Raw genomic sequence first — 12,447 nt, forward strand, 5'->3', positions numbered from 1 at the left:
ACTGATGACCTTTACTGTGCGACAGGCCCTGGCAGCCGATGCCACCGCCCTCCCCGCCATCGAGCGCTCGGCCGCCGCGCTGTTTCGCCTCGACCCTTCATTGGCCTGGCTGGCGGATGCCGCCGTGCCGCAGGCCTCGGCGCATTTACCGGCCATTGAACGGGGTGAAATGTGGATGGCGGAAAACAACGACGGGCAACTTGCAGGTTTTTTAAGGGCGGTGACTGTCGACCAACAGTTGCACATTGAGGAACTGTCCGTCAGCCAACACTTTCAGGGCCGGGGCGTCGGTCGCAAGTTGCTGTTGGCGGCGATTGAACAGGCGCGTCTGTGGCAACTTCGGGCGGTGACGCTGACGACATTTCGCGATTTGCCGTGGAATGCGCCGTTCTATCAACGCATGGGTTTTGCGCTATTGAACACCGAAGACACGGACGCACGTCTGCGCGATGTATTGCGCGATGAAATCACTCACGGATTGCCCGGTGAGCGACGTTGCGCCATGCGCCTGATACTCACGCCGTCGGCTTGAGATCAACCCCCAGTGCCTGGGCGAACGCCTTGACCAACGGACTGCGCACGGTGTTGTGCCGCAGGATCAGATTGAACGGCGTGTCGAAGTGGATCAGCTCCGGGCACACCGCGCGAAACTGCCCGGCGGCCACCAGCGTGGCGGCGTAGTGCCGGGGCAGAAAGCCCACGAAACGCCCGGTCTTGATCAGCAACGCCACCGCTTCGACCTGGGTCGCCGAGGCGGAAAAACTGTCGTAGCGGGCAAAGTTGAGCTTGTCGCGATGGATCGCATAGCGGTGGTTGATGCACTCGTAATCCTGCAGCACGTTGCCACCCATCTGCTCCGCCGGCATCTCGAACAACGGATGGCCGACGGCGCAGTAAGCCTGCGAGCGTTCCTCATAGAGCGGGTAATAATCGAACTCTTCACGCTTTTGATAAACCGGGACTATTCCGGCAACCAAGCGCCCTTCAACTACGCTTCTTTCCACTTCATCCAGCTGGGTGGCTTGAAGTTGAAATCTTACTTTCGGCGAATGTTCATTTATCTTTCTGAGCGCAGCAACTAACGGCGAATTATCGTCGCTAATCGTATTGTCGATCACCCCTACTCCGAGATCGCCGATAAGTTCGTTCTGTGCCGAACTAAGCCGATCCCGAAAGTTGTCGACCGAAGCAAACAGATCAATCGAAGCCTGATACACCAGACGCCCTTCTTCGGTCAGGTGAAACCCTTCCCGGCCCCGGGTACACAGGCGCATGCCAATGCGGATTTCCAGGTCGGAGATCTGCTTGCTGATCGCGGCCAGGCCCACGTTCAGCTCGTTTTGCGCCGCGCTGAAGCCGCCGGCCTCGACCACCGCCTTGAACACCTTGAGCAGTTTGAAATCCAGTCCGCTGAGGGCCAAAGGTGCCCGGTGAGCGGTTTTGACCGGTGGGTTTCCGGAATTGGAAAGTGGGGTTTCCATAATGCTGATTTACCTCTGGCGCAATGTTCAACAATCTGTGTCCAACAACAAAAACATCGCCGGCTAATAATAATGATCACAGAAAACCAGCCTTGGCAACCGCCAGAAAATTCCGAACATCAGTGCCAACTCACTGATCGCCAAACATTAAAAGCTGACACTTCGATCAGCTCTTGTCTCTTTGCAACTGCCCTCTTGAAAACTGCTTTGGCCTGATTCCGTCTGCTCACTTTTCAGCGTGTTCGACAGGCCTGGCACATCGATTTCAGTTCGCGTTACCGACGAGGAAAACAACAAATGTCTCAAACCACCGACCGTCTCTGGGGTGCCCGTTTCAAAAGCGGCCCGTCCGCAGCCCTGGCGGCCCTGTCCCGTTGCCCCGAGCGCTATTTCCGCCTGACGCCGTACGATCTGGCCGGCTCCAAGGCCCACGCCGGGGAACTGCAACGTGCCGGCCTGCTCGACGAGCAGGAAACCCGCAAGATGATCGAAGCCCTGGACGGCATCGGTGCCGACTTTGCAGCCGGGCGCATCGCCCCGACCCTGGACGACGAAGACGTTCACACCTTTATCGAGCGCTTGCTGACCGAGCGCCTCGGCGCACTGGGCGGCAAGCTGCGCGCCGGCCGTTCGCGCAACGACCAGACCGCCAACGACCTGCGCCTGTTCCTGCGTGACCACGTGCGCACCCTGGCCGTGGAAGTGCTGGCCCTGCAAACGGCGCTGGTAGATCAGGCCGAGCAGCACGTCGAAAGCATCTGCCCCGGTTTCACCCACTTGCAGCAAGCGCAACCGATCGTGTTCGCCCACCACCTGCTGGCCCACGCGCAGTCGATGTTGCGTGACGTACAGCGTCTGGTGGATTGGGACGCGCGCACTTCGCTGTCGCCCCTCGGTGCTGCGGCCATGGCCGGTTCCGCGATCGCTCGTCAGCCGCAGCAGTCAGCCAAGGAAATGGGTTACGCCGGGGTCTGCGAAAACTCCATCGACGCCGTGGCCAGCCGCGATCACGTCGCCGAATTCCTGTTCATCGCCAGCATGCTCGGGATCAACATCTCGCGTCTGGCCGAAGAGTTCTGCCTGTGGTCGTCGCGCCAGTTCCGCTGGGTCGATCTGGATGACGCCTACGCCACCGGCAGCTCGATCATGCCGCAGAAGAAAAACCCGGACATCGCCGAACTGGCGCGGGGCAAGGCTGGCCGCCTGATCGGCAACCTGACCGGCCTGCTGTCGACGCTCAAATCCCTGCCGCTGTCGTACAACCGCGACCTGAGCGAAGACAAGAACGGCGTGCTCGACAGCGTCGACACCCTGCTGCTGGTGCTGCCGGCGATGGCCGGGATGGTCGCGACCATGACCGTCAACGTCGAGGAACTGCGCCGTCAGGCACCGCTGGGTTTCACCCTCGCCACCGAAGTTGCCGACTGGCTGGCGGTGCGCGGCGTGCCGTTCAAGGAGGCCCACGAAATCACCGGCGCACTGGTGCAGGCCTGCGAAAAACACGACCTCGAATTGTGGGAAGCCTCGCCGGCGCTGCTGGCCGAGATCGACCCGCGCCTCACGGCAGACGTGCGTGACAGCCTGACCCTGGAAGCCGCCATCGCCGCCCGCAGCGGCTGGGGCGGCACCGCGCCGCAACAGGTGAGTGAGCAGATCGGCCGCCTGAAAACCGCCCTCGCCGCACAGCAACAGTGGACCGAAAACTACCAGGGCTTCCGCCTCTAAGCCGGGTCCCCCTCCCACCGGGAGGGGGTTGATCGAAAAGTACAGTGTACGGAGAAACACCATGAGCCAGACTCAGGCAGAACGACTCCAGGCGGAGCGCAAACTGGCGGAAAACCAGTTCGACATTACCCAGTACCAGCATGTGCCACGGCGTTATTACGGGCGGATCTTCTTCGCCACGTTGATTGTGATCGCCATCATCGGCCTGGTGCGCGCCTTCGCCGAAGGCAAGATCGAATGGTCGTACATCGGCCAGTTCCTCACCTCCGAAGCAATCATGTGGGGCCTGTTCAACACGATCATCATGGCCGTACTCGCCATGGCGCTGGGCATCGTGTTCGGGGTGATCACCGCGATCATGCGCATGTCGGCCAACCCGATCCTGCGTTACGTGGCCGTGACCTACACCTGGCTGTTTCGCGGTACGCCGCTGATTCTGCAACTGCTGTTGTGGTTCAACCTGGCGCTGATCTTCCCCACCATCGGCATTCCCGGCCTGTTCGAACTCGACACCGTGAGCCTGATGACCCCGTTCGTGGCCGCCCTGCTCGGCTTGAGCATCAATCAGGGCGCCTATACCGCTGAAGTGGTGCGCGCCGGCCTGCTCTCGGTGGACACCGGCCAGTACGAAGCCGCCAAGTCGATCGGCATGCCGCGCCTGCAGGCGCTGCGCCGGATCATCCTGCCCCAGGCCATGCGGATCATCATTCCGCCGGTCGGCAACGAATTCATCGGCATGGTGAAAATGACCTCGCTGGCGAGCGTCATCCAGTACTCGGAACTGCTCTACAACGCCCAGAACATTTACTACGCCAACGCCCGGGTCATGGAGCTGCTGATCGTCGCCGGTATCTGGTACCTGGCCACCGTCACCGTCCTGTCCTTCGGTCAAAGCCGTCTGGAGCGTCGTTTCGCTCGCGGCGCCGGCAAGCGTTCTTGAGGAGTCGAACATGAGAAACATCGTCAAGGCCGTGAGCCTGAACAAATATTACGACCAGTACCACGCGCTCAAGGACATCAACATCGAGGTAGAGCAAGGCGAAGTGCTGTGCATCATCGGCCCGTCCGGCTCGGGCAAGAGCACCCTGCTGCGCTGCGTCAATCAGCTGGAAAAGATCGACAAGGGCGGCCTCTGGGTCGACGGCGAGCTGGTCGGCTACCGCGTGGTCGGGCACAAGCTGCACGAACTCAACGAGTCGCAGATCGCCCGTCAGCGCCTGGCCACCGGCATGGTGTTCCAACGCTTCAACCTGTTCCCGCACATGACCGTGCTGCAAAACATCATCGAAGGCCCGTGCCAGGTGCTCAAGCGTTCGCCCAAGGAGGCGCACGAAGAAGCCTTGGAACTGCTGGCCCGGGTCGGCCTGGCCGACAAACGCAACAGCTACCCGATCGAGTTGTCGGGCGGTCAGCAGCAACGGGTGGCGATTGCCCGCGCCCTGGCCATGCGCCCCAAACTGATGCTGTTCGATGAACCCACTTCGGCACTCGACCCGGAACTGGTCGGTGAGGTGCTGTCGGTGATGCGCGATCTGGCGCAGACCGGCATGACCATGATCGTCGTCACCCATGAACTGGGCTTCGCCCGGGAGGTTTCCAACCGCATGGTGTTCATGGACGGCGGGCAGATCGTGGAGGCTGGAAGCCCCGAAGAAATACTAATAAGTCCGCAAAACCCGCGCACCCAAAGCTTCATTTCTGCCGTTCGAACCTGAGGCCCCTTTGGCCTTCACAACACTCATAAGAGAACGTCCATGAAGAACTTCGTCATTCCAGCAGTACTCACCTCCCTCATGTCTTGCGGTTTCGCCGTGGCCGCCGAGTTGCCGGCCAGCATCAAGGAGAAAGGCGAGATCGTCGTCGCGATCATGCCCAACTATCCGCCGATGGACTTCAAGGACCCGGCCACCAACAAGCTCACCGGCCTTGACTACGACCTGGGCAACGCCCTGGCCGAACGCCTCGGGGTGAAGATCAAGTGGCAGGAAACCGGCTTCGAGCAAATGATCAACGCCCTGACCACCGACCGCGTGGACATGGTCCTGTCAGGCATGACCGACACCGCCGAGCGTCAGGCCAGCGTGACCTTCGTCGACTACTTCACCAGCGGCCCGCAGTTCTACACCTTGCAGAAGAATGCGGCGACCAACGAGATCATCGACCTGTGCGGCAAGAAAGTCGGTACCAGCCGCCGCACCACCTTCCCGGCGGAAATCGCCGCGTGGAGCAAGGAAAACTGTGAAGCCGCCGGCAAACCTGCAATCAACGTGATCGGCACCGAAGGCTCGGCCGACGCCCGTGCGCAACTGCGCCAGAGCCGCATCGATGCGGCGATGCAGGGCAGTGAAACCCTGTCGTACCTCAAGACTCAGGAAAAGGACATGTACAAGACGGTCGGCCAACCGATCTCCGTGCAGTTCACCGGCCTGGGTGTGAGCAAGAAGAAGCCTGAGCTGAGTGAAGCGGTGAAGGTGGCGTTGCAGAGCATGGTGGATGACGGCAGCTATAACGCGATTCTGAAGAAGTGGGATCTGGAGCTGGGTGCGATCAAGGATGTGACCATTAACGCGGGCAAGTAAGGCTCGAGATCGCTCCCCCTCACCCCAGCCCTCTCCCCCAAGGGGGCGAGGGGGAAAGGGAGCCGATTTTCATGCTGTTCAAAGCCTGAGTTCGACTCGTTTTTTCAGGTCGATGTAACCCTGAAGAACACCCCGATCGGCTCCCTCTCCCTCCGGGCGGTCCGACGTTTCGGGAGGGCTGGGGTGAGGGCTCGATCTGATCAACACCCAGGATCCAACTGACCAAACCCCGGAGCGTCACAACAATGTCCGCCCCCCAACAACCCACCTGGCCCGACCAGCGCAAAGCCTGCCTCGCCCTGGCCTTCGACCTCGACGGCCCGACCGGCGATGCCATGCTCAACGGCTCGATCTGGCACAAACCCGAATACTTCGGCTTCGGCGGCTACGGCCCCTACCGCGCCCTGCCCCGCCTGCTGGACCTGCTCGACGCCTTCAAGATCCCGACCACTTTCTTCGTCCCCGCGTGGGTCGTGGAAAACTGGCCGAAACAATGCCAGGCCATCGCCGAGCGCGGTCATGAAGTCGCCTACCACGGCTACAAGCACGAATCCTTCTACGCCCTGACGCTGGACCAGCAGCAGGTCGTGATGAACAAATCCCGCGACGTCTTCTGGCAATACCTGCACATCCGCGCCGAGGGCTTTCGCACCCCGTCCGGCGACTGGCGCGCCGAAACCCCGGCGATGCTGGCCGACAACGGCGTCATCTATTCCAGCAGCATGCGCGGCGACGACCGCCCGTATCTGGTCAACGTCCCCGGCCACGACACGCCACTGGTGGAAATCCCCGGCCGCTGGGAAATGGACGACTACGCCTCCCTCGCCTACACCCGCGCACCGAACTTCCCGTCCGGGCTCGACCGCACCGCCAGCTACGAGCTGACCCTCGACAACTGGCAACGCGAGTACGACGGCGCAATGGACGAAGGCCTGTGCCTGACCACCCTGTTCCACCCGAAAATCACCGGCAAACCGGGGCGCATCCTGTTGCTGGAGAAACTCTTCGAACACATGCGCCAGCGCAATGACGTGTGGTTCGCCACCTGCCGCGACGTCGCCCGCTGGTGGCTGAAGGAGCATCACCATGGCTGACGCTGACAACCTCTGGCCCGCCAGCAAACGCTGCGCGGTGGTGCTGACCGTCGATTACAACGACATCCACGGCATTCTCACCCAGGCCCCGGAAGTCGCCGGGCGCGACAAGACGCTGTCGGTGTGGCGCTACGGCACGCAACGGGGCGTCGAGCGTTTGCTCGGCCTGTTCAGGGAACTCGGGGTGCGCAGCAGCTGGTTCGTGCCCGGCATCGTTGCCGAGGAAAACCCGCAGCACATCGCCGCGATTCTGGCTGACGGCCATGAAATCGCCTGCGCCGGTTACCGCCATCAGGATTACGACACGCTGGATCTGGCGGCGCAAAGCGCGGAAGTCGCCAAGGGCTGTGCAGCGCTGGAAGCATTGACCGGCGTGCATCCAACCGGTTTCCGGATTCCCGCCGGCAACGGTGCGCCGGGATTCATCGAAGCCTTGAAAGCTCACGGCATTCTCTGGTCGTCATCTTGGCGTGGCGATGACCTGCCGTTCTTGCATCCAACTGCGCGTGAAGTGGTCGAGTTGCCGCTGCATTACGAACTGGAAGACGAGCCTTACTTCGCCTTCAACCTGAGCCCGGCCGTGCCGCCGGCGCAATCGCGGATCGCCTCCTACAGCCACACTCTGGGCAACCTGCAAATGGACTTCGCCGGATTCCACCGTTTCGGCCTGTGCTACGTGCTGCGCCTGCACCCGGAAATCATCGCCACGCCGGGGCGTATCGGTGTGCTGCGGGAATTGCTGCAAGGCATTCAGCAGCATGACGGCGTGTGGATCGCCACCGGTGCCGAAGTCGCGCAGTGGTGGGCGCAAACGGCGGCGCCGGTCGCGCAGGATCATCCGGCGTCGGTGTATGAGCGCCACTATCGGGACTACCTCGTATGACCGAACGCATGCAGCGGCTGGCGCAGTTTTGCGTCGACACACGGTTTGAAGATCTGCCGCCAGCGTTGGTGGAACAGGCCAAGCGACACATTCTCGACACCTTCGGCGCAGCACTGGCCGGGGCCGACAGCGCGGTGGCGCTTCAGGCGCGGCAGGTGTTCGGCGCCGAACCCGGCACTGCGTTGGTCTGGGGTTCATCGTTGCGGGTCGGCGCGGGGCATGCGGCATTGCTCAATGGCATCGCCGCCCATGCGCTGGAGCTGGACGACACCGGCGGTTGCGATCATTCCGGCGCGGTGGTGTTGCCGGCGGTGATGGCGGCGCTGTCGCTGGTGGATAGGCCGGTGGACGGTCGCGAATTCATCACCGCCGTGGTCATCGGCTACGAAATCGGCCGGCGGGTGCTGGAAGCCTGTGGCAGTTATTCGGCGCACAACGGCGCCGGTTGGCATTCGACCGCCACTTGCGGCGTGTTCGGCGCGGCGGCGGCCTGTGCACGGATCTTTGCGCTGGATGTCGGGCAAACCGTGTCGGCACTGGGCATCGCCGGCAGTTTCAGCGGCGGGTTGTGGGCGTTCATCCATGACGGTTCGCAAAGCAAGAAACTGCACAGCGGTCGTGCGGCCGAGGGTGGTTTGCTCGCGGCGCGTTTTGCCCGTGAAGGCGTCAGCGGGCCGTCGGTGTTGTTCGAGGATGTCTGGGGCGGGTTTCTCAAAACCCTGGCGCCGGGCAGCGCGCAGCCGGATGCGCTGGATGCCGAATTGGGACAGGTCTGGAAACTCGCGCGCTGTTCGATCAAACCCTATGCCGCCTGCCGTGGCACTCATTCGGCGATCGATGCGCTCGGCTTGTTGCTGGAGCAATTGCAGGTTGGCGCCGATCAGGTTGAAGACATCCAGGTGCACCTGTGCGGGTTTCTGCTCGATATGTGCGGCGGTCGCGACACCCGCAGTCTGGCCGCTGCGCAGATGAGCCTGCCCTACGCCCTCGCCGCGCGACTGGTGCATGGTCATTGCCGATTGGAGGCTTACGACGAACAGCCACGCAACGATCCGCGCATCGCTTACTGGCTGACGCGCATTCGCCTTGAAGTGGATGAGCGACTGTCGGAGGATGGCGAGCCAGTGGTCGTTGTACGAACCCGCGACGGGCGTGAGGCGAGTATGTGTGTCGATGTGCCGCTGGGGGCGCCGGGCAATCCGCTGAGCGAGGCGGCGCTGGAGGAGAAGTTTTTCAGTCTGGCGTTGCGGGTCATTTCACCGGTCAAGGCTGAGCCTTTACTGGCGCAGCTGCGGCAACTGCAAACGCTGGATTCCGTGCGCGATCTCGAGCACCTGTTAACCGAATAAGGACATTTGATTTTCCGTGGCCACCTACTCGCTCGTTATCCGCCGCCTGATGATCGTCTCGCTGACCATCGTCGTCAGCCGCGCCATCACCAGTCCGTTGCTCACCCTGTTTTTGAGCAACAAGCTCGGCCTCAACCAACAGGATGTCGGGTTGTTGCTGGGCATCGCGGTGTTCATCGCCACCCTGCTTGCGCTGTACGGCGGCTACATCATCGACCGGCTCGAGAAGCGCCGGTTGCTGATTCTGGCGATGCTCTCCAGCGCCATCGGCTTCGTGCTGCTGACCTTCGCCAAAGACCTGTACCTGACGACCGCCACCCTGGTCATCACCGAAACCGCCTCGGCGCTGTTCCTGATCGGCTCCAAGGCGATCCTCAGTGAAAACCTGCCCATGGGCCAACGGGCCAAGGCATTTTCCCTGCGCTATACCCTGACCAACATCGGCTACGCCACGGGCCCGATGCTCGGTGTGGTGATCGCCGGGGTGTACCCGATTGCGCCGTTCCTGATAGCCGCTGGCATCGCCTTCGGCAGCATCTTCCTGATGATCGGCATCCCGAAGGACGCCAGCCCGGTCGCCGCCATCGGCCAGCCGCAAAGCTTCCTGAAGACCCTGATCACCCTGAAAAACGACCGCACGCTGATCATGTTCACCTGCGGCTGTTTGCTCAGCACCGTGGTTCACGGGCGTTTCACGTTGTACCTGTCGCAATACCTGCTGGTGGTCGAAGACTCGCAGCGTGCGTTGCAAACCATGGCCGCCCTGCTCGCCTGCAACGCCATCGCGGTGATCCTGCTGCAATACCAGATCGGTCGTTTCCTCAACCGGGAAAAACTGCGCTACTGGATCGCCGCCGGCACCAGCCTGTTCATCCTCGGTTTGATCGGTTTCAGCCTCGCCGACAGCCTGGTGACGTGGTGCATCGCGATGTTCATCTTCACCCTCGGCGAGATGATCATTTACCCGTCGGAGTTCCTGTTCGTCGACACCCTGGCCCCGGAAGAACTGCGCGGCAGCTATTACGGCGCGCAGAATCTGGCGGCGCTGGGTGGCGCGCTGAGCCCGGTAATTTGCGGCTTCCTGCTGATGCACACGCCGGCGCCGACCATGTTCTATGCGCTCAGCGCATTGACGGCTATGGGCGGTTTCCTTTGTTTCATGAGCGGGCGACGCGTGGCTTTACTGCATAAATAATGCACTGAAACTGCATTTATATGAATTTGTCAGCATCGTGAATGCTTGGCACACTGTGCGCGTTCCTCCCCCAATAGTTGGAACACTTCGAAGGACTTTCCGCGTTTACGGACAAGTCCTTTTTTTTGCCCTGAATTTCGCAAAGGATCGATTCTGCATGCTCGCTCGCTGGTTGCCCGCCGCCATCAACACCCGCCCCACCGAATGGAGCCGCGCCGCGATCGGCATGGCCTTGGGCACGTTGTTCAGCGTGTGGGCGTGCAGTCAGGTGTTCGGCATTGAAGTGGCCTACCACCTGATCGGCCCACTGGGCGCTTCGGCGGTTTTGCTATTCGCGGTGTCGTCCGGCGCCCTCGCCCAGCCGTGGTCGATCATCGGCGGCTACCTGTGCGCAGGCGTCGTTGCGTTGCTGGTGGCCCACGTCCTCGGCCGAACCCTCGGCAGTGCGTGCCTCGCCGCCGGCATGGCGCTGATCCTGATGTGCTGGCTGCGCTGCCTGCACCCACCGGCCGGCGCCGTCGCGTTGACCATGGTGCTGGCCGACCCGATGACCATCGCCATGGACTGGAAAGCCCTGGAACCGGTGATGCTCAGCGCCGCGTGCCTGCTGCTGGCCGCACTGGCCTACAACAACCTCACCCGCATCCGCTACCCGAAACGCCCTGCCGAACCCGCGCCGGCTGTGGCCCCGGTGGATATTCAGTCCATCACGGCCGAGGATCTGAAATTGGCACTGGCCGATATGGAGGCATTCATCGATGTCACGCCGGAGGATCTGGAGCAGTTGATTCATGCCAGTGAACTGCATGCCAAGCGGCGCAGCATTGGCCAGGTGTTCCGCTGAGTCCGGAGCCAGTCCCTGTCAGCGTTGTCGATTGAAAAGAAGCCGCGATCCCGTGCATTTGGCCTAAGGTAAAAATGCAGACAGCCCGTGCACATATCCCCGTTGTACACGGCAAATTTGCACTGTTACGATCCGGTAACGCTCGCGCGCGAGCTTCTCGAATAAAGACAATAAAAGCAGGGAGTTAGTGATGACTGCTCAGGCTTCATCTCCGCGGACTTCGTCCATGGATGCCACGCCGCACGAAGTGCTGGCCGAGGTTCGCAATCACATCGGTCATCTGACCCTCAACCGCCCCGCCGGCCTCAATGCCCTGACCCTCGACATGGTGCGCCAGCTCCAGCAACACCTGGACGCCTGGGCCGCCGATGCCGATATCCACGCCGTCGTGCTGCGCGGTGCCGGCGAGAAAGCCTTCTGTGCCGGTGGCGACATTCGATCCCTGTACGACAGCCATAAAAGCGGCGACACGCTGCACGAAGACTTTTTCGTCGAGGAATACGCCCTCGACCTGACGATCCACCACTACCGCAAACCGGTGCTGGCGCTGATGGACGGTTTCGTCCTCGGCGGCGGCATGGGTCTGGTGCAAGGCGCCGATCTGCGGGTGGTCACCGAGAAGAGCCGTCTGGCGATGCCGGAAGTGGCGATCGGCTATTTCCCGGATGTCGGCGGCAGTTATTTCCTGCCGCGCATTCCCGGCGAGCTGGGGATTTATCTGGGCGTCAGCGGCGTGCAGATCCGTGCAGCGGATGCGCTGTATTGCGGCCTCGCCGACTGGTATCTGGACAGCAGCAAACTCGGCACTCTCGACGAACAGCTCGATCACCTGGAGTGGCACGACACGCCGCTCAAAGACCTGCAAAACCTGCTGGCCCGCCACGCCGTGCAAACCCTGCCGGATGCGCCGCTTGAGGCCTTGCGCCCGGCCATCGACCATTTCTTCGCCTTGCCTGACGTGCCGAGCATCGTCGAGCAACTGCGCGCCGTGACCGTCGCCGACAGCCACGAATGGGCAACCACCACCGCCGACCTGCTGGAAACCCGCTCGCCGCTGGCCATGGGCGTGACCCTGGAAATGTTGCGTCGCGGCCGGCACCTGAGCCTGGAACACTGCTTCGCCCTCGAACTGCATCTGGATCGCCAGTGGTTCGAACGCGGCGACCTGATCGAAGGCGTGCGCGCCTTGCTGATCGACAAAGACAAATCACCACGCTGGAACCCGCCGACCCTGGCTGCACTGCACGCCGAGCAGGTCGAGAGTTTCTTCCACGGTTTCGAAGAGAGCGGGAGCTGA

The 12,447-nt window shown here is 62.0% G+C and carries 12 protein-coding genes; 11 read left to right on the forward strand and 1 reads right to left on the reverse strand.

Annotation, left to right across the window (positions count from 1 at the left end; genetic code table 11):
- The first annotated feature begins 4 nt into the window (after positions 1-4).
- Positions 5-532, forward strand: a complete 528-nt coding sequence (locus GQX66_RS23950; protein WP_085745594.1) for a GNAT family N-acetyltransferase — start codon at positions 5-7, stop codon at positions 530-532.
- Here the strand turns inward: GQX66_RS23950 and GQX66_RS23955 are convergent.
- A complete protein-coding gene (locus tag GQX66_RS23955; protein ID WP_236188455.1) occupies positions 516-1,481 on the reverse strand; it encodes a LysR family transcriptional regulator in 966 nt (321 codons plus the stop codon). The genes GQX66_RS23950 and GQX66_RS23955 overlap by 17 nt on opposite strands.
- A gap of 297 nt (positions 1,482-1,778) precedes the next feature.
- Here GQX66_RS23955 and argH point away from each other — a divergent pair, with 297 nt between their 5' ends.
- From argH to GQX66_RS24005, 10 genes are all read left to right on the forward strand, one after another.
- Positions 1,779-3,206, forward strand: coding sequence for an argininosuccinate lyase (gene argH, locus GQX66_RS23960; RefSeq protein ID WP_240871862.1), 1,428 nt, complete (start codon positions 1,779-1,781; stop codon positions 3,204-3,206).
- A 61-nt stretch (positions 3,207-3,267) separates the two neighbouring features.
- Positions 3,268-4,146 carry an amino acid ABC transporter permease gene (locus tag GQX66_RS23965; RefSeq protein ID WP_085610364.1) on the forward strand — a complete coding sequence of 293 codons (879 nt, stop codon included), beginning with the start codon at positions 3,268-3,270 and terminating at the stop codon, positions 4,144-4,146.
- A gap of 10 nt (positions 4,147-4,156) precedes the next feature.
- Positions 4,157-4,921: an amino acid ABC transporter ATP-binding protein gene (locus GQX66_RS23970; RefSeq protein WP_039768627.1), complete on the forward strand. Its 765-nt coding sequence runs from the start codon at positions 4,157-4,159 to the stop codon at positions 4,919-4,921.
- A gap of 39 nt (positions 4,922-4,960) precedes the next feature.
- Positions 4,961-5,785 (forward strand): ABC transporter substrate-binding protein, encoded by an 825-nt coding sequence (locus GQX66_RS23975; RefSeq protein ID WP_085603455.1) that lies wholly within the window; start codon positions 4,961-4,963, stop codon positions 5,783-5,785.
- Between the two features lie 245 nt (positions 5,786-6,030).
- Positions 6,031-6,879 (forward strand): polysaccharide deacetylase, encoded by an 849-nt coding sequence (locus GQX66_RS23980; RefSeq protein ID WP_240871863.1) that lies wholly within the window; start codon positions 6,031-6,033, stop codon positions 6,877-6,879.
- Positions 6,872-7,762, forward strand: coding sequence for a polysaccharide deacetylase (locus tag GQX66_RS23985; protein ID WP_240871864.1), 891 nt, complete (start codon positions 6,872-6,874; stop codon positions 7,760-7,762). The genes GQX66_RS23980 and GQX66_RS23985 overlap by 8 nt, the downstream gene beginning before the upstream one ends.
- Entirely contained in the window at positions 7,759-9,111 is a 1,353-nt protein-coding gene (locus GQX66_RS23990) for an MmgE/PrpD family protein (protein WP_240871865.1), read from the forward strand. Before GQX66_RS23985 ends, GQX66_RS23990 begins: the two co-directional genes overlap by 4 nt.
- A 16-nt stretch (positions 9,112-9,127) precedes the next feature.
- A complete protein-coding gene (locus tag GQX66_RS23995; protein ID WP_064596823.1) occupies positions 9,128-10,306 on the forward strand; it encodes an MFS transporter in 1,179 nt (392 codons plus the stop codon).
- Between the two features lie 157 nt (positions 10,307-10,463).
- Positions 10,464-11,150, forward strand: a complete 687-nt coding sequence (locus GQX66_RS24000) for an HPP family protein (RefSeq protein WP_102686096.1) — start codon at positions 10,464-10,466, stop codon at positions 11,148-11,150.
- 190 nt (positions 11,151-11,340) lie between these two features.
- Positions 11,341-12,447, forward strand: a complete 1,107-nt coding sequence (locus GQX66_RS24005; RefSeq protein ID WP_085745587.1) for an enoyl-CoA hydratase/isomerase family protein — start codon at positions 11,341-11,343, stop codon at positions 12,445-12,447.

Origin of the sequence: Pseudomonas sp. B707 (genome assembly GCF_022496685.1) — a bacterium.
Classification (GTDB): domain Bacteria; phylum Pseudomonadota; class Gammaproteobacteria; order Pseudomonadales; family Pseudomonadaceae; genus Aquipseudomonas; species Aquipseudomonas paraglycinae.

What these genes read in the sequence shown, in the direction of transcription:
- GQX66_RS23965 (WP_085610364.1), top strand. Translation starts at nt 3,268, where the DNA reads ATGAGCCAGACTCAGGCAGAACGACTCCAGGCGGAGCGCAAACTGGCG.
- GQX66_RS24005 (WP_085745587.1), top strand. Translation starts at nt 11,341, where the DNA reads ATGACTGCTCAGGCTTCATCTCCGCGGACTTCGTCCATGGATGCCACG.
- GQX66_RS24000 (WP_102686096.1), top strand. Translation starts at nt 10,464, where the DNA reads ATGCTCGCTCGCTGGTTGCCCGCCGCCATCAACACCCGCCCCACCGAA.
- GQX66_RS23950 (WP_085745594.1), top strand. Translation starts at nt 5, where the DNA reads ATGACCTTTACTGTGCGACAGGCCCTGGCAGCCGATGCCACCGCCCTC.
- GQX66_RS23975 (WP_085603455.1), top strand. Translation starts at nt 4,961, where the DNA reads ATGAAGAACTTCGTCATTCCAGCAGTACTCACCTCCCTCATGTCTTGC.
- GQX66_RS23990 (WP_240871865.1), top strand. Translation starts at nt 7,759, where the DNA reads ATGACCGAACGCATGCAGCGGCTGGCGCAGTTTTGCGTCGACACACGG.
- GQX66_RS23980 (WP_240871863.1), top strand. Translation starts at nt 6,031, where the DNA reads ATGTCCGCCCCCCAACAACCCACCTGGCCCGACCAGCGCAAAGCCTGC.
- GQX66_RS23970 (WP_039768627.1), top strand. Translation starts at nt 4,157, where the DNA reads ATGAGAAACATCGTCAAGGCCGTGAGCCTGAACAAATATTACGACCAG.
- argH (WP_240871862.1), top strand. Translation starts at nt 1,779, where the DNA reads ATGTCTCAAACCACCGACCGTCTCTGGGGTGCCCGTTTCAAAAGCGGC.
- GQX66_RS23985 (WP_240871864.1), top strand. Translation starts at nt 6,872, where the DNA reads ATGGCTGACGCTGACAACCTCTGGCCCGCCAGCAAACGCTGCGCGGTG.
- GQX66_RS23955 (WP_236188455.1), bottom strand. Translation starts at nt 1,481, where the DNA reads ATGGAAACCCCACTTTCCAATTCCGGAAACCCACCGGTCAAAACCGCT.